General features: G+C 72.5%; 27 protein-coding genes. 19 read left to right on the top strand and 8 right to left on the bottom strand.

Annotation, left to right across the window (positions count from 1 at the left end; translation table 11 throughout):
* Positions 1 to 87: 87 nt before the first annotated feature.
* The 3 genes from BJY16_RS30300 to BJY16_RS30290 form a co-directional block, all read right to left on the bottom strand.
* A complete protein-coding gene (locus BJY16_RS30300; RefSeq protein ID WP_185042958.1) occupies positions 88 to 1,596 on the bottom strand; it encodes a M1 family metallopeptidase in 1,509 nt (502 codons plus the stop codon).
* 84 nt (positions 1,597 to 1,680) lie between these two features.
* The gene (locus BJY16_RS30295) at positions 1,681 to 2,619 is read right to left on the bottom strand and encodes a DUF2332 domain-containing protein (protein WP_185042957.1); all 939 of its coding nucleotides are present in this window, start codon (positions 2,617 to 2,619) and stop codon (positions 1,681 to 1,683) included.
* Positions 2,620 to 2,933: 314 nt separating this feature from the next.
* A complete protein-coding gene (locus BJY16_RS30290) occupies positions 2,934 to 3,845 on the bottom strand; it encodes a LysR family transcriptional regulator (protein WP_185042956.1) in 912 nt (303 codons plus the stop codon).
* A gap of 71 nt (positions 3,846 to 3,916) precedes the next feature.
* Between BJY16_RS30290 and BJY16_RS30285 the strand changes: the two genes are divergently transcribed.
* From BJY16_RS30285 to BJY16_RS30275, 3 genes are read left to right on the top strand one after another with little or no spacing between them, the layout of a single operon-like run.
* Complete coding sequence (locus BJY16_RS30285) at positions 3,917 to 4,741, top strand: dihydrodipicolinate synthase family protein (protein WP_185042955.1); 825 nt, start codon at positions 3,917 to 3,919, stop codon at positions 4,739 to 4,741.
* Positions 4,742 to 4,750: 9 nt separating this feature from the next.
* Positions 4,751 to 5,569, top strand: coding sequence for a sugar nucleotide-binding protein (locus BJY16_RS30280; protein ID WP_185042954.1), 819 nt, complete (start codon positions 4,751 to 4,753; stop codon positions 5,567 to 5,569).
* Between the two features lie 40 nt (positions 5,570 to 5,609).
* Complete coding sequence (locus tag BJY16_RS30275) at positions 5,610 to 5,966, top strand: DUF6204 family protein (RefSeq protein WP_185042953.1); 357 nt, start codon at positions 5,610 to 5,612, stop codon at positions 5,964 to 5,966.
* Here BJY16_RS30275 and BJY16_RS30270 read toward each other — a convergent pair.
* Positions 5,963 to 6,358 carry a GNAT family N-acetyltransferase gene (locus BJY16_RS30270; protein WP_185042952.1) on the bottom strand — a complete coding sequence of 132 codons (396 nt, stop codon included), beginning with the start codon at positions 6,356 to 6,358 and terminating at the stop codon, positions 5,963 to 5,965. The genes BJY16_RS30275 and BJY16_RS30270 overlap by 4 nt on opposite strands.
* A gap of 65 nt (positions 6,359 to 6,423) precedes the next feature.
* On the opposite strand from BJY16_RS30270, the gene BJY16_RS30265 reads away from it, so the two are divergent.
* Complete coding sequence (locus BJY16_RS30265) at positions 6,424 to 7,146, top strand: Clp protease N-terminal domain-containing protein (RefSeq protein ID WP_185042951.1); 723 nt, start codon at positions 6,424 to 6,426, stop codon at positions 7,144 to 7,146.
* A gap of 22 nt (positions 7,147 to 7,168) precedes the next feature.
* On the opposite strand, the gene BJY16_RS30260 is transcribed toward BJY16_RS30265, so the two are convergent.
* Entirely contained in the window at positions 7,169 to 7,693 is a 525-nt protein-coding gene (locus BJY16_RS30260; protein WP_185042950.1) for a 2'-5' RNA ligase family protein, read from the bottom strand.
* Between the two features lie 114 nt (positions 7,694 to 7,807).
* Between BJY16_RS30260 and BJY16_RS30255 the strand changes: the two genes are divergently transcribed.
* The 5 genes from BJY16_RS30255 (at position 7,808) to BJY16_RS30235 (ending at position 12,447) form a co-directional block, all read left to right on the top strand.
* Positions 7,808 to 8,746: an ABC transporter ATP-binding protein gene (locus tag BJY16_RS30255; RefSeq protein ID WP_185042949.1), complete on the top strand. Its 939-nt coding sequence runs from the start codon at positions 7,808 to 7,810 to the stop codon at positions 8,744 to 8,746.
* Entirely contained in the window at positions 8,743 to 9,534 is a 792-nt protein-coding gene (locus BJY16_RS30250; RefSeq protein WP_185042948.1) for an ABC transporter permease, read from the top strand. Before BJY16_RS30255 ends, BJY16_RS30250 begins: the two co-directional genes overlap by 4 nt.
* A gap of 21 nt (positions 9,535 to 9,555) precedes the next feature.
* Positions 9,556 to 10,680 carry a sensor histidine kinase gene (locus BJY16_RS30245; RefSeq protein WP_185042947.1) on the top strand — a complete coding sequence of 375 codons (1,125 nt, stop codon included), beginning with the start codon at positions 9,556 to 9,558 and terminating at the stop codon, positions 10,678 to 10,680.
* Entirely contained in the window at positions 10,677 to 11,288 is a 612-nt protein-coding gene (locus BJY16_RS30240) for a response regulator transcription factor (RefSeq protein WP_185042946.1), read from the top strand. The genes BJY16_RS30245 and BJY16_RS30240 overlap by 4 nt, the downstream gene beginning before the upstream one ends.
* Before the next feature lie 292 nt (positions 11,289 to 11,580).
* The gene (locus tag BJY16_RS30235; protein WP_185042945.1) at positions 11,581 to 12,447 is read left to right on the top strand and encodes a sigma-70 family RNA polymerase sigma factor; all 867 of its coding nucleotides are present in this window, start codon (positions 11,581 to 11,583) and stop codon (positions 12,445 to 12,447) included.
* 120 nt (positions 12,448 to 12,567) lie between these two features.
* On the opposite strand, the gene BJY16_RS30230 is transcribed toward BJY16_RS30235, so the two are convergent.
* The gene (locus BJY16_RS30230; RefSeq protein ID WP_185042944.1) at positions 12,568 to 13,182 is read right to left on the bottom strand and encodes a dihydrofolate reductase family protein; all 615 of its coding nucleotides are present in this window, start codon (positions 13,180 to 13,182) and stop codon (positions 12,568 to 12,570) included.
* Positions 13,183 to 13,453: 271 nt separating this feature from the next.
* Here BJY16_RS30230 and BJY16_RS30225 point away from each other — a divergent pair, with 271 nt between their 5' ends.
* From BJY16_RS30225 to BJY16_RS30205, 5 genes are all read left to right on the top strand, one after another.
* Positions 13,454 to 14,605: an aminotransferase-like domain-containing protein gene (locus BJY16_RS30225; protein WP_185042943.1), complete on the top strand. Its 1,152-nt coding sequence runs from the start codon at positions 13,454 to 13,456 to the stop codon at positions 14,603 to 14,605.
* Between the two features lie 211 nt (positions 14,606 to 14,816).
* Positions 14,817 to 16,409 carry an ABC-F family ATP-binding cassette domain-containing protein gene (locus tag BJY16_RS30220; RefSeq protein ID WP_185042942.1) on the top strand — a complete coding sequence of 531 codons (1,593 nt, stop codon included), beginning with the start codon at positions 14,817 to 14,819 and terminating at the stop codon, positions 16,407 to 16,409.
* Positions 16,410 to 16,422: 13 nt separating this feature from the next.
* Complete coding sequence (locus BJY16_RS30215) at positions 16,423 to 17,346, top strand: tyrosine-type recombinase/integrase (protein WP_185042941.1); 924 nt, start codon at positions 16,423 to 16,425, stop codon at positions 17,344 to 17,346.
* A 59-nt stretch (positions 17,347 to 17,405) separates the two neighbouring features.
* Positions 17,406 to 18,242 carry an undecaprenyl-diphosphate phosphatase gene (locus BJY16_RS30210; RefSeq protein ID WP_185042940.1) on the top strand — a complete coding sequence of 279 codons (837 nt, stop codon included), beginning with the start codon at positions 17,406 to 17,408 and terminating at the stop codon, positions 18,240 to 18,242.
* Positions 18,243 to 18,503: 261 nt separating this feature from the next.
* Positions 18,504 to 18,917: an ankyrin repeat domain-containing protein gene (locus BJY16_RS30205; protein WP_185042939.1), complete on the top strand. Its 414-nt coding sequence runs from the start codon at positions 18,504 to 18,506 to the stop codon at positions 18,915 to 18,917.
* Between the two features lie 54 nt (positions 18,918 to 18,971).
* On the opposite strand, the gene BJY16_RS30200 is transcribed toward BJY16_RS30205, so the two are convergent.
* Positions 18,972 to 19,685, bottom strand: a complete 714-nt coding sequence (locus BJY16_RS30200) for a hypothetical protein (protein ID WP_185042938.1) — start codon at positions 19,683 to 19,685, stop codon at positions 18,972 to 18,974.
* Between the two features lie 92 nt (positions 19,686 to 19,777).
* A complete protein-coding gene (locus BJY16_RS30195; protein WP_185042937.1) occupies positions 19,778 to 20,713 on the bottom strand; it encodes a helix-turn-helix domain-containing protein in 936 nt (311 codons plus the stop codon).
* Positions 20,714 to 20,783: 70 nt separating this feature from the next.
* Here BJY16_RS30195 and BJY16_RS30190 point away from each other — a divergent pair, with 70 nt between their 5' ends.
* From BJY16_RS30190 to BJY16_RS30170, 5 genes are all read left to right on the top strand, one after another.
* The gene (locus BJY16_RS30190) at positions 20,784 to 21,752 is read left to right on the top strand and encodes an NAD(P)H-binding protein (protein ID WP_185042936.1); all 969 of its coding nucleotides are present in this window, start codon (positions 20,784 to 20,786) and stop codon (positions 21,750 to 21,752) included.
* A 184-nt stretch (positions 21,753 to 21,936) separates the two neighbouring features.
* Positions 21,937 to 22,446: a hypothetical protein gene (locus BJY16_RS30185; RefSeq protein WP_185042935.1), complete on the top strand. Its 510-nt coding sequence runs from the start codon at positions 21,937 to 21,939 to the stop codon at positions 22,444 to 22,446.
* A 429-nt stretch (positions 22,447 to 22,875) separates the two neighbouring features.
* Entirely contained in the window at positions 22,876 to 23,349 is a 474-nt protein-coding gene (locus tag BJY16_RS30180) for a hypothetical protein (RefSeq protein WP_185042934.1), read from the top strand.
* A 797-nt stretch (positions 23,350 to 24,146) separates the two neighbouring features.
* On the top strand, positions 24,147 to 25,115 hold the full coding sequence (locus tag BJY16_RS30175; RefSeq protein WP_185042933.1) for a tyrosine-type recombinase/integrase: 969 nt from the start codon (positions 24,147 to 24,149) through the stop codon (positions 25,113 to 25,115).
* 25 nt (positions 25,116 to 25,140) lie between these two features.
* Positions 25,141 to 25,860 (top strand): dienelactone hydrolase family protein, encoded by a 720-nt coding sequence (locus tag BJY16_RS30170; RefSeq protein WP_185042932.1) that lies wholly within the window; start codon positions 25,141 to 25,143, stop codon positions 25,858 to 25,860.
* Positions 25,861 to 25,881: the final 21 nt, after the last annotated feature.

Here is a 25,881-nt window from a genome sequence, read left to right as displayed (position 1 = left end):
CGCCGCCCGGCTCCTGAGCGTACCGAAAATGGGGTGTGCCCTTTCCCGTGGAAATCCGCGGGAAAGGGCACATCCGCTGGTGACGAATCAGCGCTGGTGGAGCAATTCGTGGGTCTGGCTGATCTGGGCCCACGACTTCGGTGCGACCGGGGTGCTCTTCGCGGCGCGGGCGAGCGACGCCGCGACGACCGGCTTGGACGGGGTGTAGAGCCAGGCCTGGAACAGCGCGTCCAGGTCCTTGCCGGAGATCTTCTCGGCGAGGGCGGTGAATTCCTCGGTGGTGGCGTTGCCGTATTTGTGCTCGGCGGTCCAGGTCTGCAGGATCTCGAAGAAGTCGGCGTCGCCGACCGCGAGCCGCAGCTGGTGCAGGGTCAGCGCGCCGCGGTCGTAGACGGCGTCGCCGAACAGTTCCGCGACGCCCGGGTCGGCGGGCGCGGTGGTCCAGATCGGCGCGTCGTCCGGGTAGGTGGCGTACAGGTAGTCGAAGATCTCCTGGGCGGTGCCCTCGTCGTTCTTCTCCGACCACAGCCATTCGGCGTAGCTGGCGAAGCCCTCGTTGAGCCAGATGTTCTGCCAGGTGCGGACCGAGACCGAGTCACCGAACCACTGGTGGGCGTTCTCGTGCACGACGACCGAGGTGTTCGAGCCGCGGCGGAAGAATCCGGACGAGTAGTTCGGCCGGGTCTGGTTCTCCAGGGCGAACCCGAGGGTGTTCGGCGGGACCACGATCCCGCCGCGGGCCTCGAACGGGAACGGCCCGAACACGGTCGACTCCCAGTCGGTGATCTCCGCGGTGCGTTCCACGCTGGCCTGCGCGGCGTCCCGGAAGTCCGGCGCCAGCAGCTGCGAGTAGGCGTTGTAGACCAGCGAGCCGTCGGCGGTGGTGTCGGTGGTGATGTCGTACTGGCCGACGGTCAGGAAGGTCAGGTAGGTGGCCTGCGGTTTCAGTGACCGCCAGCTCCACCGGGTGTAGCCGAGGGTCTCCTGCACCGGCGGGCGCGGCTGGACGCCGTTGCTGATCGCCTCGACGCCGGTCGGCACCGACACGGACACGTCGAAGGTGGCCTTGTCCGACGGGTGGTCGTTGCTCGGGTACCACCACCAGGCGATCTCCGGCTCGCCGACGGCGAGGGCGCCGTCCGGGGTGCGGGTCCAGGCGGTGAACCCGGCGGCGACCTTGGTGGACGGCACGCCGGAGTACTGCACCACGATGGTCAGCGCGCCGCCCTTGGCGATCGTGCGGGCCGGGGTGACGACCAGCTCGTGGTCGCCCTGCCGGGTGAAGGTGGCCGGCCGGTTGTTGACCTGGATCGACGAGACGTCTAGGACGAAGTCGAGGTTGAGCCGGTTCAGGTCCTGCAGCGCGGTGGCCAGGATCGTGGTGGTGCCGGTGAGCTTGTCGGTCGCCGGGGTGTAGCGCAGCCGGATGTCGTAGTGGGAGACGTCGTACCCGCTGTTGCCGTAGTCCGGGTAGTAGCTGTCGCCGATGCCCGGTCCGCCGGGGCTGGGCGCGGCTTTCTGGTGTGCCTGTGCCGCGACGCCGGTGCCGGCGAGCGTCAACGCTGTGGCGAGGGTGGCCACGAGCAGTCGTCGCACGGTCGAACTCCCTCCGATAGGTAAGAGTGATCAGCCCGAACCTATCGAAGAAGTTCGACGCACGGGGGGTTCATGGTGTTTACGTCAGTGAATGTTGCGGCCGAACCAGGTCAGCGATTCGCCGTGCCCGCGCACCCAGGCGAACGGCTCGCCGTCCAGGGTCAGCACGTTGTGCAGGGCCGGTGACGGCGGCGCCGGCAGCTCGGCGCCGACCAGGGCGGGGCCTTCCACGGCCACCCACCGGGCCGGCAGGGCGCGCACCACGTCGACGAACGCCTGCGGGTCGGGCAGCTGGTAGGCCATCGACGTGTGGTAGATGACCAGGGTGGCGCCGGGCGGCGCCTGCGCGGCCAGGGCCGGCAGGTCGGTGACCGCGTCGCCGCGGACCAGGTGCGGCGGGTCGGCGCGGGCCACCTCGACAGCCTGGCGCAGCCGGTCGCGGCGGTGGGTGTGTTCCGGCCAGATCAGCGCGTCGAGCCAGGCGACATGGTCGGGATCGGTCACGTCGAGGGGGTTGAGGTCGAGGCCGGCGCGCCAGGCGACGCGCGGCAGCCGCTCCGGCGGGGTGAAGCCGGTGGCCGCGCAGTCGAGCAGCGGGGCGCCGGCGCCGACGGTCCGGGTGCCGTAGCGGTAGGCGTACCTGTCGGGGAACAGGCACAGCCCGGCGGACGCGCCGACGTCGATCAACGCGAGCGGCTGGGGGAGTGCGGCGAGGACCGGCAGCAGGGCGGCGGTCCGGCCGACCTCGTTGGTCTGGGTGGCCCGCACGAGCAGCTGCGCGGCGATCTCGTCCCACCGGTCCAGGGCGAAGGCGCGGAAGCCGGCCGGGTCGGTGACCGGCCCGCCGAGCAGCCGCACGACGGCGAACAGCAGGTTCGGCTGCCGTTTCGGGGCGGGCAGCGCGGCGAGCCGGTCGAGCAGATCGTTGTCGGACGCCACGTGGCGGGCGAGCCGCTCGTAGGCTGGTGAGACATCGCGCGCTTCGCGCACCCCGAATTCCCGATAGACATCCGCGACAGTCACTGCCGCATCATCGCAAGACCGTCGCTTTCCGGTACGCCCAGAAAAGCTCTGGCCTGGTGGTAGGGGCGCGTCGCCCCGATCGCCCGGGCCAGCATCCGCCTCGTCTCCCGCGTCGCGGCCGAACGGGAGGACCTCGCCGGCCTGCTGCGCAGACTCGCCGTAAGGGTTAATGCCGCCGATAATCATTAGTGCCAGCAACTAAGGGTTATCGCAGCAAATAACCTTTACGGTGCTACCAGCCAGCGCGCTCTTCCCTTCACCGGGCCGGCACCGTCAATACGCGCCAGGCGTCGCGGTTGCCCGTTCAGCGAAGCTCATCCATCGCCGCCATCTGCCGGTCCGCCGCCGCGGTGCTCGACGGGATCGGCTCGGAAGAAGTCGAGCAGGGCGGTGATCGCCGGGTGGTTCGCGGCGCCGCGCCGGAAGGCGATCCGGGTGCGCCGCCGCAGCGGCAGCGCGATCAGCCGCACCGTCGCCGGCGGCGCCGCGGCGGCCAGTTCGGGCACCAGGGACACCCCCTGCCCGGCGCCGACCAGGGCGAGCACTGTCACGAAGTCGTCCGCGCGGTGCCGGACCCGCGGCGTGTACCCGTGGGCCGCGCAGGCCCGGACGGTCACCTCGTGGCACAGGGTCCCCTCGCTCGCCAGGATCCACGGCTGGCCGGCGGCCGCGGCCAGCGAGTCGCAGCCGGATCCGGCCGGCACCGCCAGGAACACCGTCTCGTCGAGCAGCGGCACCGACCCGAGGTCGTCGTCGACATCGCCGGGCGCCACGTCGTAGTCGTTGAGCAGCCCCACGTCCAGGCGCCGCTCGCGCAGCGCGGCCGGCACGTGCGCCGGGTCCACCTCGGTCACCATCAGTTCCAGGGCCGGGTGGGCGCGGCCGAGGGCGACCAGGGCCGGCGGCAGCAGGGTGCGCACCGCGGTCGGGAACGCACCGATCCGCAGCGGCCCGGCCGGTCCGGTGCGCACCGCGGCCAGGGCGGCGTCGGTCTCCTCCAGCGCGGCCAGGACCCGGCTCGCCTGCCGGAGCAGGACCTGCCCGGCGGCGGTGAACGTGACCCGCCGCCCGGTGCGTTCCAGCAGCGCGATCCCGGCCTCGCGTTCCAGGGCGGACAGTTGCTGGGAGACCGCGCTGGCCGTGTAGGAGCGGGCCTGGGCGACCGCCGCGATCGTGCCAAGCCGGTCCAGGTCGCACAGCAGCCGCAGTCGTCGCACGTCGAGCATCAGTTCAGCTTACGGATGACCGCGCAAACGTGAACTGGACCTGATGCTGGCCGGCGGCCAGGCTGGACGTCATGGAACTGACCGGCGTCTTCGTCCCGATGATCACCCCGTTCGACGCGTCCGGCGCGGTGGCGCTGCCCGCTCTGCGGCGCCTGGCCCACGAGGTCCTCGACGCCGGCGCGACCGGCCTGGTGGCGCTGGGCACCACCGGGGAGCCGGCCGCGCTGACCGACGGCGAACGCGAGCAGGTGCTCGACGTGCTGTCCCGGGTCTGCGCCACGCACGGCGCCCCGCTGCTGGGCCCGCCCGACGAGCGGTGCGCGGCCGCGGTGAGCCTGGTGCCGCCGTTCGTGCGGCCCGGCCCGGACGGTGTCGTCGCGCACTTCACCGCGCTGGCCGCGACCAGCCCGGTCCCGCTGGTCGTCTACCACGTGCCGCCGCGCACCGGGCAGAGCCTGGACGCGGCGACGCTGCGCCGGATCGGCGCGCTGGACCGGGTGATCGGGATCAAGTACGCCACCGGTGCGCTGGACGCCGACCTGGTCGCGCTGCTCGCCGACCCGCCGCCCGGGTTCGCGGTGCTCTCCGGCGACGACGTGTTCCTGTCGCCGCTGCTGGCGCTCGGCGCGGCCGGTGGCATCCTGGCGTCCGCGCACGTCGCCACCGGCCGGTTCGTCGCGCTGACCCGTGCCTGGCGCTGCGGTGACCTGGACGCCGCCGGCAAGCTCGGGCACCACCTCGCGCCGCTGTCCGCGGCGCTGTTCGCCGAGCCCAACCCCACGGTGATCAAGGCGGTGCTGCACGCGCACGGCCGCATTCCGACCCCCGCGGTACGCCTGCCGCTGCTGGCCGCGACCGCGTCGGCCACCCAGGCCGCGCTGCGGCTCGCCGGTTAGGCTCCGGGCGTGACACGACGCCTTCTGATCACCGGTGGCAGCGGCGCGCTCGGGCGCCGGGTGGTCGCCCGGGCCGCGGCCGCCGGCTGGGACCCGATCGGCACCTTCGTGGCCCGCCCGGCCCCGACCGCCACGGTGCGCCTGGACATCCGGGACCCGGCGCAGATCCGGCGGGTGCTGGCCGAGGTCCGGCCGGACGCGATCGTGCACACCGCGTCCGGGCGCGACCGCAACGACTGGGCGGCCACCGCCGACGGCGCCGCCCACCTGGCGGTGGCCGCGGCCGGGATCCGCCTGGTGCACGTGTCCAGCGACGCCATTTTCTCCGGCCGGGACGTGCACTACGACGAGACGGCGCTGCCCGACCCGGTCTACCGGTACGGCGCCGCCAAAGCCGCCGCGGAGACCGCGGTCCGGGCGGTCGACCCGGCCGCGGCGATCGTGCGGACCTCGCTGATCCTGGGCGACGGCAACGGCGCCCACGAGATCCTGACCCGCGACCTGATCGCCGGCCGGGCCGCCGGCGCGCTGTTCACCGACGAGATCCGCACCCCGGTGCACGTCGACGACCTGGCCGACGCGCTGCTCGAGCTGGCCGCCGGCGACTACGCCGGGGTGCTCAACGTGGCCGGCGCCGACCCGGTCAGCCGCTACGACCTGGGGGTGCTGGTCGCCCGCCGCGAGCACCTGGACGTGGCCGCGATCCCGGCGGGCAGCCTGGCCGCGCTGGGCCTGCACCGGCCGACCGACGTGCGCCTGGTCCTGGACCGGGCCAAGCAGGTGCTGCGGGTCCGGTTGCGCGGCGCCCACGAGTTCCTGGCCGGATAATCCGGTGCCGGGTGCCGGCGCAAGCGCCGATACTGGCGCGATGACCGAGAGCCGTACGATTCGCGTGACCGTCCGCGGATCCTTCGACAACCTGACCGGCGAGCAGAAGGCCGAGCTGGCCGCCCGCGGCGGTGACGACCTGCTGACCGTGCAGTACACCGAGCAGGGGCACCTGACCTACGACATCGCCGCTCGCCCGTTCTTCACCTTCCGCTTCGCCGAGGAGGTCGCCGACGAGAAGGAGATCCCGCAGGCCGCGATCCGCGCCGAGATGAAGGCGGTGGCCTGGCTGGAGGAGCACGGCTACGGCTACAAGAAGATCACCTCGCAGACGGTGGACATGTCCGAGGTGCCGCTCGGCAAGCGCGGCAAACGCGAGGCCGCGAGGAACGCCTAACCGGCGTCGCGGTGCCGGACGTGGCGGTGCCCGGGCAGCGGGTAGCCGCCACCGGGCGCCAGCTCCCGCTCGAACGCGTAGCCGCAGCGGCGGGCCACCGCGCAGGACGCCTCGTTGTCGACCTGGTGCAGCAGCGCCAGGGTGGGCATCGCGTACCGCGCGAACGCCCACCGGGTGAGCTGCCGCAGCCCCCAGGCGGCGACGCCCTGCCGGCGGGCGTGCGGCGCGGTCCAGTAGCCGACCTCGGCGTCCGGCAGTTTGAGCACCACCCGGCCGAGCACCTCGGCGCCGCGGACCACGGCGAAGGTGTGCCGGCCGGGATCCGGCGGCGGCGCCGGGGTGTCGCGCACCGCGTCGTCGGCGCCGGTCCACGGCCTCATGATCAAATCCATGGTCGCCACCCTAAACCGTCAACTCAAGGTTGACGACTCTCCTGCGTCAACCTATGGTTGACGGCATGACGCAGATTGTTCCGCCGGTCCGTCTCGACGACCTGATCAGCGCGATCACCACGAACCGGCCCGACGACCCGCTCGACCGGCTCTCCGACGCGGTCCTGCTCAGCGACCATCTCGGCGAACTCGCCGACCACCTGATCGGCCACTTCGTCGACCAGGCCCGCCGCTCCGGCGCGTCCTGGACCGACATCGGCCGCAGCATGGGGGTGAGCAAGCAGGCCGCGCAGAAACGGTTCGTGGCCAAGGACAAGCCCGACATGCAGCAGGGCTTCAACCGGTTCAGCGACCTGGCCCGCAGCGCGGTCGTCGCCTCGATGAACCAGGCCAAGGCCCACCAGAACGGCGAGATCACCCCGGCGCACCTGATGCTCGGCCTGCTCGATCAGGGCGAGAGCCTGGCGGTCAAGGCTCTCGCCGCGCAGGGCCTGGACCCGGACACGGTCCGCGAGCGCCTGGTCGCGACGCTGCCCGGGCCGGTCGCCGAGCTGCCCGCCCTGACGCCCTACGACGCCCGCTCGCGCAAGGCCCTGGAACTGAGCATGCGCGAGGCGCTGCGGCTGTCGCACGAGGACATCGGCACCGGCCACGTGCTGCTGGCGCTGCTGGAGGAGGAGCAGCCGCAGGGCGGCGTGCTCACCGAGCTGGGCCTGACCAAGGCCGCGGTCGAGCAGGTGGTCACCGCGGGCCCGCCGGAGCCGGGCCGCGACCAGTCCGGCAGCTGAGCTTTCCGGTACGGCCGCGGCGTCAGCCGAGCGGGAAGTCGGTCAGCGTCTGCCACGAGTCACCCGGCTCGCGGCGCCCGGTGATCAGCCGCAGCGCGGTGATCCGGGCCCGGATCGGCAGCAGCGGCTGCACCTGCGCGGCCGCCTCGGCGAGGGTCGCGGCCGGATGGTTGTGCCCGACGGTCAGGTGCGGGATCACCTCGGTGAACTGGCCGCCGTAGGGCTGCGCGGCCGGGAACCGGACGGCGAGCCGGTTGGTCAGTTCCCGGAACGGGTCGGCCGGGTGCGGCGCCAGCCACAGCACCCGCTCGTCGAACCAGCCCAGCTTGTCCAGGCTCAGGTAGAAGCGGGGCACGCCGGCCGCGATCCGGCGCACCGCGGCCAGCACCGGCGCGGTCAGCTGCTCCGGGGGCAGGAACGGGAAGACGACCGTGATGTGCGCGGGCACGCCCCAGGAGGCGGACCGGTCGAGGCGGGCCCGCAGCCCGGCGACGGCCGGTTCGGCCTCCGGGACCGGAACGATCAGGGCGCTCTGCAGCGGTTCCATCCGCGCAGTGTGGTCGATGCGCGCGGCGCGGCAAAGCACCGGCTGACGTTTGTCATGGGCGAGCCGTGACGCATAGCCCGGGAGCGGCCCGCCGCGCGACACCATGATGGGCGCATGACGCTCACCGCTTCACCCGATCTCACGGCCGCCGGCACGGGGCAGCTGGCCGTGAACCTGGACGGCGTGGTCAAACGCTTCGGCGCGGTCACCGCCGTCGACGGCATCGACCTGCGCATCCGCCCCGGAGAGGTGGTAGCCCTGCTGGGGCCCAACGGCGCCGGCAAGACCACCACGGTCGACATGCTGCTCGGCCTGTCACGGCCCACCGAGGGCACCGCCCGGGTGTACGGGCGGCCGCCGCACGAGGCGGTCGCGCTGGGCCTGGTGTCCGCGGTGATGCAGACCGGCGGGCTGCTCAAGGACTACACGGTCGAGGAGACCGTCCGGCTGACCGCCGCGCTGTTCGGCCGGCCGCGCACCGCGGTCGCCGGGGCGCTGCAGCGCGCCGGGATCGCCGACATCGGCGACCGCCTGGTCGGCAAGTGCTCCGGCGGGCAGCAGCAGCGGCTGCGGTTCGCGATGGCCCTGCTGCCCGACCCGGAGCTGCTGATCCTCGACGAGCCGACGACCGGCATGGACGTCGGCGGGCGCCGCGAGTTCTGGGACGCGATCCGCACCGACGCGCAGGGCGGGCGCACCGTCATCTTCGCCACCCACTATCTGGAGGAGGCCGACGCCTACGCCGACCGGATCGTGCTGGTGCGCCGCGGCCGGATCGTCGCCGACGGCACCGCCGCGCAGGTCAAGGCCCTGGCCGCGGGCCGCACGGTGCGGGCCACGCTGCCCGGCGCCGAGCTGGCCGACCTGACCCGGATCCCCGGCGTCGACTCGTCCGAGGTGCGCGGCGACACCGTCTACCTGCACGGCCGCGACACCGACGAGATCGCCCGGCACCTGCTCACCCGGACCGGCGCCCGGGACCTGGAGATCACCTCCCGGAACCTCGAAGACGCGTTCCTGACCCTCACCGCCGACGAGGAGACCCCGGCATGACCACCACCACGACCGCCGCCGCGCAGGCCCGGACGCTGCCCAGGTTCGGCGGGTTCAGCACCGGCATGCTCGCCCTGGAGCTGCGCCGGCTGATCCGCAACAAGCGCACCGTCGTGTTCACCTTCGTGATGCCGGCCGCCTTCTTCCTGATCTTCGGGACCAGCGCGGAGTACCGGCACGACCAGCTCGCCCGCGGCAACGTGACCGGCTACATCATGGTCAGCATGGCGGTGTACGGGGCGATGCTGGCCACCACCTCCGGCGGCGCGATGGTCTCCATCGAGCGGGCCGCCGGCTGGAGCCGGCAGCTGCGGCTCACCCCGCTGCGGCCGGCCGCCTACATCGGCGTCAAGCTGGTCCTGGCGATGGCGATCGGCGCCGTGTCGGTGGCCGTGGTCAACGTGGTCGGCGCGGTCGCCGGGGCGCAGCTCGACACCGGGCCGTGGCTGGCCTGCGCCCTGCTGTCCTGGGTGTGCGCGCTGGTCTTCGCCGCGTTCGGCCTGTTCATGGGCTACCTGCTGCCCAGCGAGAACGTGATGCAGATCCTCGGCCCGGCGCTGGGCATCCTCGGTTTCGCCGGCGGCCTGTTCGTCCCGGTCGACCAGTTCGGCAGCACGTTCGCCGCGCTCGCCAAGTTCACCCCGGTCTACGGGGTCGGCGAGGTGGCCCGCTACCCGCTGACCCACAGCGACCACCTGTGGCAGGCGATCCTGAACGTGGTGCTGTGGACCGGGCTGTTCGCCGCCGGCGCGGTGTGGCGGTTCCGCCGCGACACCGCCCGCGTCTGATCGGCCGGTACCGTTCCCCTCATGGCGCCGGCACCTTCCGAGACACCCGGCCGCCGCGGTTTCCGCGCCGGCTGGGTGTTCGCCGCGATCTGGCTGTTCTACCTGGGCGGCAACCTGGGCGCGCTGGTCAGGCATCCGCCCGGGATGTGGCGCACGGTCGGCCTGCTCGCCCTCGCGCTGTTCGCGCTCACCTACATCCTGCTGGTCGCCACGATGCGCCGCCCGCGCGACGTGCCCGGCGGGTACCCCGGTCCGGAGCTGCGGGTCTGGCTCGGGCTGCTGACCCTGCTCGCGCTGGCGCTGCTGCAGCTGCCCGCCGCCGGGGAGTCCATCCTGACCTGCGCGGTCTACATCAGCGCCGCCGCGGTGATGGGGCTCCCGCTGCGGCACGGCCTGGGCGTCGCGGTGACCGTGGCGATCGCGGTCGAGGCGGCCATCCGGTTCGTGCCGGGCTGGCGGGCCAGCAGCCAGGGCTACGCCTTGGCGGTGGTCCTCGCGGCGGCCGCCACCTGGGGGATGCGGCTGGCCTTCGAACGGCAGGGCCGGCTGATCCAGGCGCAGAACGAGCTGGCCGAGCTGGCCGTCGCCGACGAACGCTCGCGGATCGCCGGGGACCTGCACGACATCCTCGGGCACTCGCTGACCGTGGTCGCGGTCAAGGCCGAGCTGGCCCAGCGGCTGCTCGACGTCGACCTGGACCGGGCCCGCGCCGAGCTGCGCGACCTGGAGTCGCTGGCCCGCGACGCGCTGGCCGACGTGCGGGCGACCGCGCTGAACATGCGCGGCATCTCGCTGCCCGGCGAGATCGCCGCGGCCCGGGCCGCCCTGGCCGCGGCGAACGTCGAGGCGCGGCTGCCCGGCGCCGCCGACGACGTGCCGACCCGCAACCGGGAGCTGTTCGCCTGGACGATCCGGGAGGCGGTCACCAACATCGTGCGGCACAGCCGGGCCCGGCACGCCGAGGTGCGGCTGAGCCCGGACAGCGTCGAGATCGTCGACGACGGGCAGGGCGGCGACCCGGCGCCCGGCGGCGGGCAGGGCCTGGCCGGGCTGCGCCGGCGCGCCGACGAGCTGGGCGCGCACCTGATCGCCGGTAGCCGGCAGAACGAGCCCGGCTTCCGGGTCCGAGTGGAGGTCCCCTCATGATCAAACTGTTGCTCGCCGACGATCAGGCCCTGGTGCGCGGCGCGATGGCGGCCCTGCTCGACCTGGAACCGGACCTGAAGGTGGTCGCTGAGGTCGGCCGCGGCGACGAGGTCCTGGAGGCGGCCCGCGGCCACGAGGTCGACGTGGCGCTGCTCGACGTGCAGATGCCCGGCCTGGACGGGATCGCCGCGGCCCGGCTGCTGCGCGAGTCGCTGCCCGGCTGCAAGGTGCTGATGGTGACCACCTTCGGCCGGGCCGGCTACCTGCGCCAGGCGATGGCGGCCGGGGCCAGCGGGTTCGTCGTCAAGGACACCCCGGCCCGGCAGCTGGCCGACGCGGTCCGCCGGGTGCACCAGGGCCTGCGGGTGGTCGACCCGGCCCTGGCCGCGCAGAGCCTGGCGCACGGCGACTCGCCGCTGACCGACCGCGAGAGCGACGTGCTGCGCGCCGCCCGCGACGGCGGCACGGTCGCCGACATCGCCCGCGAGCTGCGCCTGTCCGACGGCACCGTGCGCAACCACCTGTCCGCCGCGATCGGCAAGACCGGCGCCCGCACCCGCGCCGAGGCGGTCCGGCTGGCCGTCGACAACGGCTGGCTGCTCGGCTGACCCCAGCCGGCGCCCAGGCCCGGCCACCCCACGCCGCCGGCGCGGAAAGTGCTGCTCAGCCCCCGGCCGGCCGGCGCCCCACGCCCGGCCACCCTGCGCCGCCGGCGCGGAAAGTGCTGGTCAGCCCGCCTGTCAAAGTCAAGACGGGCGGGCTGTGGGTCTGCTATGAAGCCGATCCGCGGACTTGAGAAGAATTTCGGAGTGCAACCGAGCAGCAACCGAGAGCGACCACCTGCTGCACCCGTAGCCGCGAAAAGTTCCCCCTGCAACCGACACCACGGGGGGAATCGAAATGACCGCGACCGCCATCAGCACCGCCGCCCGGTCCGTGACCCGCGAGCAGGAGCAGCTGATCCGCGACAACATGGCGCTGGTCGGCCACATGGTCCGCGAGATGCTGTTCAAGGTGCCGCCGCACGTGCACCGCGACGACCTCGCCTCGGCCGGCTACGCCGCCCTGGTGACCGCCGCGCAGGCCTACGACCAGTCGCGGGGCATCCCGTTCGGCCGGTTCGCCGCCGTCCGGGTCCGCGGCGCCCTGCTCGACGAGCTGCGCAGCATGGACTGGGCGTCGCGCTCGGTCCGGGCCCGGGCCCGCCGCGCCGACGTGGCCCGCGAGGAGCTGACCCGCCAGCTGGGCCGCACCCCGACCGCCGACGAGCTGGCCGAGCTGCTCGGTGTCGCGGTCGGCGAGCTGTCCAGCGTCGACGACGACGTGCAGCGCGCCGCGGTGCTGTCGCTGCAGGGTTTCACCGCCGGCGCCGCCGAGGACATGGTCACCGAGTCGTCGATGAACCCGGAGGAGATGCTGCTGCACCGCGAGCGGCTCGGCTACCTGCACGACGCGGTGACCGTGCTGCCGGAGCGGCTGCGTTTCGTCGTCGAGGCGTCCTTCCTGCAGGAGCGCCCGCTGTCCGAGGTCGCCGCCGAGCTGGGGGTCACCGAGTCGCGGGTCTCGCAGCTGCGCACCGAGGCCCTGGCCCTGCTGCGCGACGGCCTGACCACCCACATGGAGCAGGTCAGCGGCCCGGTCGCCAAGGACGGCTGCGTCACCCGCCGCCGGGCCGCCTACGCCGCGCAGATCGCCGCCCGCAGCACCATGGCCAGCCGGCTGAGCGTCACCGACGCGCAGGGCATGCGCCTCGCCGCGGCCGCGTGACCCGCGCCGGCCGCACCCACCCGGCCGGGTCCGTCCCGGCCACGGTTTCCGCCCGGCGGTGTCCGGCGGGGCTGCCAGCACGGCACCCCCGCCGGATGCCGCCCCGGCCCGGCCGCGTCCTCAGCCCTCCGGCGTGACCTTGCCCTTCGTGTCCTCGTAGCCGGCCTGCCCGGGCGCCTCGCCCGGCGTGTAGATCACCCGGATCGTCCCGGTCGGGAACACCTCGGCCGCCGCCACCTTCAGGTGGTACGGCCGGTCGCCCTCGTCGAACAACCGGCGGCCCTTGCGCGCCGCGACCGGATGCACCAGCAGCCGCAACTCGTCGATCAGCCCGGCCGCCAGCAGCTGCTGCACCACCGACAGCGACCCGGGGATCAGGATCCCGCGCACCCCGTCGTCCTGCTTGAGCGCGGTCACCGCCTCGACCAGGTCGCCCCGCAGCAGCTCCGAATTGCGCCAGGTGAACTCCCGGGGCTGCCGCGACACGACGATCTTGCGGATGTCGCCGAGCTGCTTGGCGAACGGCGCATCCTCCCCGCCGGCGGCCTCGCGCTCCGGCCACGCCCCGGCGAAGCTGTCGTAGGTCGGCCGGGCGATCAGCAGCACGTCAGCGGTCTCGTAGTCCTCGCTGACGGCCCGGCCCATGTTCTCGTCGAAGTACGGGAAGTGCCACTCGGGATCGATCTCGGCGACCCCGTCGGCCGAGATGAACAGGGTCGAGATCAGCTTCGCCATCGCAGTGCTCCGTTCGCCGTCCGTGCGTGTCGACAACGCAGACTCCAGAAGCCTGCCAAATTCATCGGTGCGCCACAGCCCCGCCGCACCCGGATCACCCGGCCCGGTTTGGACCGCCAGGCAAACCAATTCCGGGTCCAATCCGGTCCTGAACCGGCGTTAGGCTTCCGGCAGCGCCTCAACCAGGCCGTTTCTCGCCGCACGCGCCGATGGCACCACCGTCCGCCGCCCGTGGGCACTCCCGCACCCCACCGGAAACGGACCCGTTCGCATGCCCCGTCAGCGCCTGGCCGCGGTGACCAGTTCACCCGTGCGCGACCTGCTCGCCCTGACCGACCGCCCGGAGATCATCTCGTTCGCCGGTGGCCTGCCCGCCCCGGAACTGTTCGACGTCAACGGCTGGCGGGCCGCCTTCACCGCCGTGCTGTCCGGCCCGGCCGCCCGCCGCCACCTGCAGTACGCGCCGACCGAGGGCGACGCCCGGCTGCGTGAACTGGCCGCCGCCCGGCTGACCGGCCGCGGCCTGCCGACCACCGCCGGCCAGCTGCTGATCACCACCGGCTCGCAGCAGGCGCTCACCCTGGTCGCCGCCGCCCTGCTCGACCCGGGCGCGGTCGTCGCCGTCGAACAGCCCACCTACCTGGCCGCCCTGCAGTGCTTCGGCATGGCCGGCGCCCGGATCGTCCCGGTCACCGCGGACGACCCGGCCGCCGTCGCCGAGGTCTTCGCCCGCGACCGCCCGCGGCTGCTCTACCTGGTGCCGACCTTCGCCAACCCGACCGGCCGCACGCTGCCCGCCGACCGGCGCGCCGCGATCGTCGAGCTCGCCGAGCGTCACGGCGTGTGGATCGTCGAGGACGACCCGTACGGCGAACTGCGCTACCGCGGCGAGCACCTGACCCCGCTGGCCGCCGGCAGCGACCGGGTCATCCACCTCGGCAGCCTCTCCAAGATCGGCGCCCCGGGGCTGCGGCTCGGCTGGCTGCGCGCCCCCGAGCCGCTACGGGCCGCGCTGATCGTCGCCAAGCAGGCCGCCGACCTGCACACCTCCACGGTCGACCAGGCCGCCGCCGCGCACTACCTGGCCACCACCGACCTGGACGCGCACGTCGGCCGGCTGCGCGCCGCCTACCGGCAGCGCCGCGACACCATGCTCACCATGCTGGCGCAGGTGATGCCGGCCGGCACCCGGTGGACCGACCCGGACGGCGGCATGTTCGTCTGGGTCACCCTGCCCGGGCCGGCCGACACCGCCGCGATCCTGCCGGCCGCGCTCGCGCACGACGTGGCGTTCGTGCCGGGCGCCGCGTTCTACGCCGCCGACCCGGACCGGGCCACACTGCGGCTGTCGTTCACCACCAGCACCCCGGAGCAGATCACCGAGGGGATGCGGCGCCTCGGCACAGCGATCACCGCGGGCTGAACGCTGACCGCGTACCGCACCATGCGCCGCAGGCGAAGCGGACCCCGCGGCGAACAGCGGACCGTGGGCCATATCGGGTTGCGGGGGCCGGATCGGCGCGGCAGAGTTGGCCGCGGACCCGGACCCGGCCCCGACCGCGAGGAGCCCGAGCAGCCGATGTGAGAGCACCCGAGAACCCCGTCGGACCCGCGCTCTCCCGAAAGGCCACGCCGTGCATCTCAAAACCACCGGACTCGCCCGCGCCCACGACGGCGACCTGCTCTTCGCCGACCTCGACCTGGTGCTGCAGGACGGCGACCGGATCGGTGTCGTCGGACCCAACGGCGCCGGCAAGACCACCCTGCTGCGCGTGCTCGCCGGCGAGCTGCCACCGACCCGCGGTGCGGTGGTGTGCCCGCCGGGCACCACCATCGCCCACGTCACCCAGCAGATCCCGGACCCGGACGGCACCGTCGGCGCGTTCCTGACCGGCGGGCTCGGCGAACTCGCCGCGGTCACCGCCACCATGCGGGACCTGGAGACCCGGCTCGCCGCCGGCGACGACGTCCTGGACGCCTACGCCGCCGCCCAGGAACGCTGGACCGCCCTGCGCGGCTGGACCGCCGAGACCCGGCTGACCGAGATCCGCCAGCGCCTCGACATCGACCACCTCGACGACACCCTGCCCCTGGCCCAGATCTCCGGCGGCGAGCAGGCCCGGCTGATGCTCGCCCGCGCCCTGCTCACCGGCCCCGACCTGCTGCTGCTCGACGAGCCGACCAACCACCTGGACGCCGAGGGCGCCGCCTGGCTGCGCGACTGGCTGCGCGACTTCCCCGGCGGGGTGCTCACCGTCAGCCACGACCGGGCGTTCCTCGACGCGACCGTCACCCGGATCATCGAGCTGGACGGCATCGACGAGCAGCCGCAGGACTATCCCGGCGGCGGCTACACCGCCTACCGCGAGGAGAAACAGCGCCGCTGGCAGCGGCTGCTGCTCGACTACGAGGCCCAGGAGAAGGACCGGGCCCGCTGGGAAGCCGACATCGAGAAGACCAAGGGGTACGCCCGCGGCGTCGAGAGCACCGTCCGCTCCGGCGCCGAAGCCCCCCACCTGCGCCGCGTCGCCCGGCTCGTGGCCCGCAAGGCCAAGGTCCGCGAACGCCGGCTGCGCCGGCAGATGGCGTCGGTGACGTGGATCGCCGAGCCGCGCCGCCGCCCACCGCTGACCCTGGCCTTCCCGGACGACGACGGCGACCCCGGCGACATCGTGCTCAAGGTCCGCGACCTGACCGTCACCCACCCCGGCCGGGTCCTGCTCGAGCACGTCGACCTCGACGTCACCCGCGGCGACCGGATCCTGATCACCGGCCGCAACGGCGCCGGCAAAACCACCCTGCTGCGCGCGATCGCCGCCCGCCACCCGGACGTCGCCGTGCTCCCGCAGACCACCGACCACCTGCGGGTCGACACCACCGTCATCGACTACTTCCGGTCCCAGGTGCCGGTCTACGTCGACGACGCCGAACGGCTGCTGACCGGCCACCAGTTCGATCCCGAGCAGTGGACCGCCCGGCTGCGCGACCTGTCCGCCGGCGAACTGCGCCGGCTGCTGCTCGCCGTGCTGGTCAACAGCCCGGCCCGGATCCTGCTGCTGGACGAGCCGACCAACTTCCTCGACTTCGCCGCCCTCGACGTCATCGAGGAAGCCCTGCGCCGCTACCGGGGCACCCTGCTGACCGTCTCGCACGACCGGTACTTCGCCGACGCGGTCGGGCACACCCGGCACTGGCATGTCGCGGACCGCACCGTGATCGAAAGCTGAGAAACTGGGCCGCATGTCGCTGCTGCCCCACGTCACCGCCTCCGCCACCCAGTTCACCGAGGCCTGGCTGGAGAACCGGCGGCTGTCCGAGCACACCCGCGACGCCTACCGCCGCGACGTCGCCTCCTGGCTGTCCTGGTGCACCGACCACGGCCTCGACCCGCTGCACGCCTCCTTCCTGGACGTCAACGCGTACGCCCGCGCCCTGGAGGCCCGCCCGATGGCCGCCGCCACCGTCGCCCGCAAACTGTCCGGCCTGTCCTCCTGGTACGCGTTCCTGGTCAAACTCCGGGTGATCGACGCCAACCCGGTCGGCGGCGCCGACCGGCCCTACGTCGACCGGGACCACTCCGCCACCGTCGGCCTGACCCCCGACCAGGTCGACGCGGTGCTGGCCGCCGCCGACCGGCAGCAGGGCCCGGCCGCGCTGCGCCACCGCGCCGTGCTCACCCTGCTCGCCGACCTCGGCCTGCGGGTGGGGGAGCTGGTCAGCCTCGACCTGACCGACCTCGGCTGGGAGCGCGGGCACCGCACCGTCCGGTTCATCGGCAAGGGCGGCCGGCCCCGCCGCCGCGTGCTCACCCCGGCCGCCGCCGCCATGCTCGACGCCTACCTGCGCGAGCGCGGCACCCACGACGGGCCACTGTTCACCACCGCCAGCGGCGCCCGCATCGACCGGCACGCCGTCTTCCGCCTGGTCCGCCGCCTCGCCGAGGAGGCCGGCATCCCCGGCGCGGCGAAGATGTCCCCGCACTCGCTGCGGCACGCCTTCGCCACCGCCGCCCGCGCCGAAGGCGTCCCCCTCGAAGACGTCCAGGACGCGATGGGCCACGCCGACCCGCGCACCACCCGCCGCTACGACCGTGACCGGCACAACCTGGACCGTGACCCGGCGTACACGATCGCCGCGGCCCGGGACCGCCGTCGGTCCGCCTGACTCGTCCCCCTATGCTCTGAACCCGGTCAGGGCGAAGCGACAAAGGGCGGGATCACGGTTTGAACATCTTCCAGGCAATTCTGCTCGGTGCCGTGGAGGGCATCACCGAATTCCTCCCCGTCTCGAGCACCGGGCACCTGACCATCATGGAAAAACTGATGGGGTTCGGCCTCGACGACCCGGACATCACCGCCTTCACCGTGATCATCCAGTCGGGTGCAGTCCTGGCCACCATCATCTTCCTGATGAAGGACATCGTCCGGATCGTCCCGGCCTTCTTCAAAGGCCTGGCCAGCAAGACCGCCCGGGAACACCCGGACTTCCGGTTCGCGGTCGCGGTCCTGCTCGGCTCACTCCCGATCGTCATCGCCGGGCTGACCTTCAAGGACACCATCGAGACCACGCTGCGCAGCCTGTGGTTCGTCGCGATCGCCCTGATCCTGTGGTCCGGGGTGATGGCCTTCGCCGATCACGCCGCCACCCAGGTCCGCCACGAGGACGACATCACCTGGAAGGACTCCCTGATCATCGGCGTCGTCCAGTGCCTCGCGGTGATCCCCGGCGTCTCCCGGTCCGGCTCCACCATGTCGGCCGGCCTGCTGCGCGACTTCGACCGGGTGACCGTCACCAAACTGTCGTTCTTCCTGTCCATCCCGGCCCTGACCGGCGCCTCGATCCTGCAAGGCGTCGAAGAGTACGACCGGATCTCCGGCGGCGTCGGCTGGGTCAACACGATCGTCGCCACCGTGGTCAGCTTCGTGGTCGCCTACTTCGCGGTGAACTGGCTGCTCAAGTTCGTCGCCAAGCACTCCTACAGCATCTTCATCTTCTACCGGATCGCACTGGGCTCCCTGCTGATCCTGCTGCTGTCGACAGGCACCATCGCCGCCCAGTGACCCCACCCGAAAAAGCGCTCGCACTCGTGCGGGCGCTTTTTTCGTCTCCGGGCCCCCTCAGCGGCAGCTTGTACAGACACCCGCGGCCGTCCCGGACCCGCACCGCCACTCCGGCCCCTCCGCGGCACCCCGACAAGCGCCGCCAGCAGCGCCGCCGCCAACCCGCTCCACCCTGACAAGCGCCGCCACGCCGGCTCGTCCAGCGGCATCCCGACAAGAGCCGCCACCCCGGCTTTTGCCCCATACCGGATAATGGGCTTCATGAATCTGCGCCGCCGCAAGAAACTGCAGGAACGCCTCGTGGAAGCCGCCGGCTTCGGCAGCGACCGGCAAGTCCGCGCCCTGCTGCGCGCCGGAGCCGACCCCAACCAGCCCAACCGCGACGGCACCACCGCCCTCTACCGCGCCAGCGTGCAGAACCGGCCGGAGAACGTCCGCGTGCTCACCGCCGCCGGCGCCGACCCGCACCAGGAGAGCGGCACCCGCGAGGAAGGCCTGCCGCTGTGCGCCGCCGCCAGCTGGGGCCACAACGACGCCGTCCGCGAACTGCTCGCCGCCGGCGCCGACCCGCACCGCGCCGAGGACGGCGGCACCGGGCACACCGCCGTCTCCTGGGCCGAAGCGGGCGGCCACCAGCACACCCTCACACTGCTGACCGCCGCCGCCACCCGCTGACGCGCCGGGGGAGCAGCCCACCGACGCTGACGCCCCCGAGAAACCCGCCGAGGCTCACGCCGCCGGCGAACCCGCCTCACCCAGCTCCGCCAGCCGCGCCTCGATCTCGGCCAGCTCAGCCCGCAACCGCTGCGCCTGCTGCTCCGCCTCGGCCCGCTCGGCGGACAGGATCTGCTCCACCGCCTCCTGCACCCCGGGCACATCGATCAGCTGCACCATCTTCAGCGCCTCTGCCGGCCGGATCACATAAGGCTTCGCCAGCGCCTTCGCCCCCTGCGTCGCGCCGACCGTCCACTCACCCTCGCCATAGGCCAGGGTCACGGTCAACGACGGACCGGGTTTCGCCTTCGCCGGGCGGGCCGCCTTGCGCGGAGCCGGAGCTGTCACGTCCTGCACCTCCTCACTCTTGCGCTGCGCCGGCGCAGGCTTCTTCTCGATCGGCTTGTCGATCAGGAACTCCGGGCCGGACAACTGCGGCTCCGGCTCCGGCTCCGGCGCCACCACCTTTTTCGGCGCGGTCGCGCCGCGCGGCGCGATCCGCAGGTCACCGGGGGAGAACGGCAACTCGTCCCGCCCGAAGCGGACCACCACCCACTCCTCGGACACCGCCGGATCCTCCAGCGCCACCACCTGCCCGATCTGCCCCGCGATCTGCCCCGCCGACTCGGTGAACTGCACCTTCGGCTTGCGCCCGGCCGCCAGCGCGTCCCGGACCCCGTCCAACTCCTCCGTGGTCAACCCACGGGCCTCCACGCCCGCCGCCACCATCGTCCCCACCTTCGTACGCCTGTATGAGAGGGCCTATTTCTACCAGCCCCCACCGACAACAACCGGCACGCCTCGCCGCCACCCGACGATCATCAAGCCCGGAACGTGCGCCGATACGTGTCCGGCGGCACCCCCATCGTCCGCTGGAAATGCCGCCGCAACGTCGTCGCCGTCCCCATCCCGGCCGCCACCGCGATCACCTCCACACTGTCGTCAGTCGACTCCAGCAACTCCTGAGCCCGCCGCACCCGCTGAGTCAGCAGCCACCGCAACGGCGTCGTCCCGGTCACCGCCTGGAACTGCCGGGCCAGCTGCCGCGAACTCAAATTCGCCCGCCGCGCCAGATCCTCCACCGTCAACGGCTCGTCCAGACGCGCCATCACCCACGGCAGCAACGCCGACAGCGGATGACCGTCACGCTGCGGCACCGGCGTCATCACGAACTGCGCCTGCCCACCCGAGCGGTGCGGCGGCACCACCAGACGCCGCGCCACCACGTTCGCCACCGCCGGACCATGGTCCAGGCGGACCAGATGCAGGCACAGATCCATCGCGGCCGCCTTGCCCGCCGAGGTCAGCACCCGGCCGTTGTCCACATACAGCACATCCGGGTCGACCCGCACCCGCGGGAACCGCTCCGCCAGCTGCCGCGTATGCGCCCAGTGCGTCGTCGCCGACAACCCGTCCAGCAACCCCGCCGCGGCCAGCACGAACGCGCCCGTGCACAACGACACCACCCGCGCGCCCGCCGCATGCGCCGCCCGGACCGCCTCGACCAGGCCCGCCGGGGGAGCAGCGTCCACATCCGCCACCCCCGGAACGATCACCGTGTCCGCCCCGGCCAACCCGTCCAGACCCGCGTCCGGCTCCACCACGAACCGGCCCAGCCGCACCGGCGCGTCACCGCACACCCGCACCTCGTACCACGGCGCCGGCACCGCGTCCGGACGGGAGCCGAACACCTCGTACGCCAAAGCCAGCTCGAAATGCAGCATCCCGTCCGTGGCAGCGACCGCAACCGACCCCATGTCGGAAATTGTATGGGTCATGTCGTTCCCGACACTGTCCGCCCGCCACCACCGACGACAAGATCAAGGCATGAGCGCGACCATCGCCGTCTACGGCGCCACCGGCACCACCGGCCGGCACGTCACCACCGAACTCCACCGCCGCGGCCACACCCCGCTGCTGCTCGGCCGCGACCACACCCGGCTCACAGCCCTCGGCGAGCACCCCCGGCCGGCCGCCGTCGACGACCCCGCCGCCCTCGACCGCGCCCTGCACGGCGCCGACGCCGTCATCAACACCGCCGGACCCTTCGCCACCACCGCCGGCCCCCTGATCGCCGCCGCCCAGCGCGCCGGCATCCCCTACATCGACGTCGCCGCCGAGATCGAAGCCAACCTCGACACATTCCGCCAGCACACCGACAGCCCCACCCTGATCATCCCGGCCATGGCCTTCTACGGCGGCCTCGCCGACCTGCTCGCCACCACCGCCCTGGACGGCGACACCCACGCCGACGAGATCCACATCGCCTACGGCCTGACCAGCTGGCACCCCACCCCCGGCACCCTCGCCGCCGGCGCCGTCTCCGCCCAGCGCCGCGGCGGCCGCCGCCTGCGCTACACCGACGGCACCCTGCAGCACCACGACGACACCCTGCCCACCGTCACCTGGCCCTTCCCGCACCCCCTCGGCCCACAGAAAGTCCTCGCCGGCTTCACCATGGCCGACGTCGTCACCATCCCCACCCACCTGCAGGTCCGCGACATCACCACCTACATGACCACCACCGCCGCCACCGACCTCGCCAACGCCGGCACCCGCACCCAGACCCCGGAAACCTTCACCGTCGACGTCCAGGTCCGCACCGGCCGCACCGAACGCCGCATCACCGCCACCGGCCAGGACATCTACGCCATCAGCGCCCCCCTCGCCGTCGAAGCCACCGACCGCATCCTCACCGGCCGCGCCCACCGCACCCGAGGCGTCGCCTCCGCCGGCACCGCCTTCGACGCCCCCGACTTCCTGCACGCCCTCCACCACCACTTGACCATTTCCTAAACCCCTTTTCAGGTACGCCGTCAGCCCCCGCCTTCCTGAAACCCGCTTCTGGTACGCCCATAGCCATCCCACCCCACCGTGACCAGGCACAACACCGCTGCTAGGGTCTGCCGCCGTGCCATGCCAGCGATGCGGAACCGACCTCGACCACCCCGGACAGGGCCACGACTGCCGACCGGCCACCGTGCCCACACCCACCGCCCCCAGCGAATGGGTCACCGCCACCCGGGCAGCCATCACCGCCAGCATCCTGCTCGCCGCCACCACCACCGGCCTCGCCCTGGCGATCACACTCGACGCCCCCGCCAAGGCGATCACCCTGACCCACCTGACCGCCGGCCTGCTGACCCTCGCCACCATCGGCGCCACCATCGCCTGGCGCCGCGCCGGCCACACCACCGCCGACCTGTTCGGCTACGCCCTGCCCCACCTCGGCGGCCCCGACAACCAGCGCGCCCTCATCACCGGAGCCCTCCTGCGCACCCTCGGCGCCCTGGCCCTGCTAGCGAACGTCCTGACCACCCGCACGAGCACCCACCGCCTGATCGCCGGACTGGCCCAGCCCCTGGACCGCTACGAACCCAACTCCCCGAACGACGGCATGCTCCCGCACCTCGAAGCCTGGAACGCCACCCAGTGGGACCCCGACCTCCAGTCCGAAATCGAACACCGCCGACGCCAGCAAACCCCCTGAAACCGGACTATCCGGACCGACGGGCCACCGCCAATCAGTCTCCAACAGGGGAGACCCACGCACCAAGACCAACCCCCGCCCGCCGACGCGCTCAAACTCCCGCCCGCCTCGCAGCACCGCCAGCCAGCACCACGCCCACAGGCACAGCAGCACGCCGCCGCGGCAAGGATGAGGCGAGCGCCAGCGGGGAAGCGGTGCCGCCGCCGAGGCTGGACATCGCCGTCGTCGGCGTCGACTTGGCGGCGCCCGGAAACGGCGGCCCGGTCGAAGCCGGCGCCTCGCCCTGACAGCAGGTCCTGAGACGGCCAGGGGGAGTAGCGCCCGGAGCATCGCTTCCCACGCTCCGCGAGCACGGCGCCGCGAGCACGGCGCCGCGCGAATCCCGGTCGGCGCGGAAGGCGTCACCTGGTGACCGGGCATGATGCGCACGTGGAAAAGTTGCGGGAGGCCGCCGACGACTACGTTCTCGACCAGCTCGGCGGGGCGGACCTGCCCATGGTCGCCGCGCACGCACTGGCCCGGGGCGTCGACTCGCCGGCCCTGCGCGAGCTTGCCGGACTGAGCCGCACCGACGTCAGAGAGGCCGCTGACCTGCTGAAACAGGCCATGTCCGAGCTCGGCCACCCGCTGTGCGAACCGGCGGCCGTGCGCTGGCGGCGGGCCCGCGACCTGGCCCGCGCGGTGCTCGGTGGGGAAGTGGCGCCCGACCGGGCAGCCGGACAAATCGCCTATTTGCTAGTTGACGCCGACGAACGCGTTCCGTGCGGGATACGGCAGGACCTCGGGATGCGATGCGAACTGCTGTCCGTGGCGTGGGAGGACGAACCCGCACACCGCGACGCCATCGCCGCCGCGATCAAAGCCGCCGCCCGCGACTTGCTCGCCAGCGCTCCGGACACCTGACCGGCCACCGGCCGACACCGCGGCGGGCGAAATCCGGATATGTGTACACGGCGGCATCGCGCGTTGTCTTGCCCGGGCGCTCCTGGCGACCCGGCTCGCGAGCCGTTATCAAGCCGTCTGAGCGCTAAAATACCGGGTCGATAATCTACATTATGTCAACTAGACAGCGGAGAGGGGTCCACAACGGGCAGCCTCCCATCCCCTGCGAGCCGCACGACACCCACGTGCTCGCCACACCGCAGGCCCGCCGGGTCCGGGCGGCAGGTTCGCCGCCGGCACTTCTTGACGTACGCCGGCGGCGCACGCGCGAACGCATCACTCGCACACACGCACAGATGTTCGACAGGCGACGCCGCCCGGACGGAACTGGATGATCTTTCCGCGGTATCGCAGCTGTCAGCGCCCCGCGCCACCACCGCCCGATCTCGCAGGGCCCGCTCCGGCCGATCCGGCGATGCGCTCGGGTTGTCGCTGCGCGAGACGCTGTCACGGGCGCTTACCGCGTACCGAAAGCCGGTCTGATCGCGCGTGAGGGCCTTCCTCGCGCCTGCGGGCGCGCCCCGGGAAAGCGCGGTCTCCGATCGTGATGGCGGGCGGAGCGAGGCCCTCCCCGCTTTCGTGCGCCGGGGCCCCCATGTCTGTGAGCCGTGGCCGCTGAGCGAAGTGGTGCCGGTGCGGCGGGGTCGGCGTCTGGAGGATTCGCGGGGTGGATTCGGGTGAAAGCTACTCAACATATCCAGGGGCGTGCTAAGGTCCATCCAGGCACGAATGCGGATATATCATGCATAATATCTCTTATGCAGCACGCATCAGCCGCTGAGTCCCCTGCCCCGCTGGCCGAGATCGTCGACGAGTTCCTGGCGGCGCGGGCCACGCGCAAGCCGTCGGCGCACACCCTGGCGGCGTACCAGCGGGATTTGACCTTGGTGTTGCAGCTGGTCGCGCCGGTGCCGCAGTCCCCCGCTGACCTCTCCCCCCGTTTGTTGCGGGCGGCCTTCGCGCGGTTCGCAGCGGATCGGGCGCCCGCGTCGGTGGCGCGGGCGTGGTCGTCGTGGAATGCGTTTTTCACGTTTCTGGTGACGGAGGGTGTGGTCGCGGGGAATCCGATGTCGGCGGTGGACAAGCCGCGGATGGTGGCGCACTCCCCCAAGCCGTTGCGGGGTGAGGATACGCCGGAGGAGCTGCTCCGGGTGGTGTCGCAGGTGGATGAGCGGCAGCGGGATCCGTGGCCGGAGCGGGACGTGCTGGTGCTGGCGTTGGCGTTGTGTGCGGGTTTGCGGTTGTCGGAGTTGCTGGGGTTGCGGGTCGGTTCGGTGTCGGGTCGTGACGGTGAGCGGCGGGTGGAGGTGGCGGGCAAGGGGGGCCGGCCGCGGGTGGTGCCGATCGATGGTGGGCTGGATGCCGCGGTGGGGCGGTATGTGGAGAGTCGGCGGGTGCGGTTCGGCCGGGTGGCGAAGTCGGATCCGTTGCTGGTGGATCGGCATGGGGCGCCGTTGCAGCGGGGTGGTTTGCAGTATTTGGTGCGGTCGTGTTTCCGGCGGGCCGGGATCGGTGATCGGGTGCCGCGGGGTGCGCAGTTGCATGCGTTGCGGCATACGTTCGCGACGCGGTTGGCGGAGGACGGCGCGAACGCGTCGGAGATCATGCGGTTGCTGGGTCACGCGTCGCTGGCGACTTCGCAGAATTACATCGAGGTGACGGCGGAGCAGCAGCGGGCTGCCATTCAGTCGAATCGCACGAACCGGGTGTTGCGCGAGCTGGCGTGATCGCCGCTCCCCTAGGTTGTTTCGCATGAGGTTGCAGGAGGACGAGGTTCGGATCGGTGACATCCGGGCGGTGGTGATCGGGCCGGTCGGTGGCGGGTCGTTTCCCGGGGTGTTGCTGTATACCGACATTTTTCAGCTGACCGAGTCGACGTTGCGGTCGGCGCGCAGGCTGGCGTCGGCGGGGTTCGTGGTGTGTGTTCCGGAGATTTATCCGCGCGGTGAGCTGGCCGGGGTGGCGTTGGAGTTCGACGATGCCGGTAAGGCGCGGGGGCTGGCCGGTGCGGCGTCGATGTCGGCGGCGCAGTTCGATGCGGACCGGGTGGCGGTGCTGGATTTCCTGGAGCGGCGTGCGGATGTGTCGTCGCTGCTGGTGACCGGGTTCTGTATCGGTGGGCATCTGGCGTTCCGGGCGGCTTTTGACGCGCGGGTGGCGGCGACGGTGTGTTTTTATCCGACGGGTTTGCACAACGGGGCGCTGGGTTCGGATGTGGCGGATTCGCTGGAGCGGGCCGCGGAGATCCGGGGCCGGTTGATGGTGGTGTTCGGGTCGCGGGATCCGCATGTGCCGGCGCGGGCCCGGTTGGAGACGGTGGGCGCGTTGTATGCGGCCGGGTTGGACGATGTGGAGTTGCATGTTTTTCAGGGTGGGGAGCATGCGTTCATGCGGGATGTGGGGGCGCGGCATGATCCGGTGTTGACGGATCTGGCGTTCGCTGAGGCGGTTTCGTTCTTCCGGGGTCGCTGAGCGTCGTGTTCTCGTGGGGGG

Origin of the sequence: Actinoplanes octamycinicus, from assembly GCF_014205225.1 — a bacterium.
GTDB lineage: Bacteria > Actinomycetota > Actinomycetes > Mycobacteriales > Micromonosporaceae > Actinoplanes > Actinoplanes octamycinicus.
Note: the sequence above shows the minus strand (reverse complement) of the source record. Positions and strands in the feature narration are given on the sequence as shown.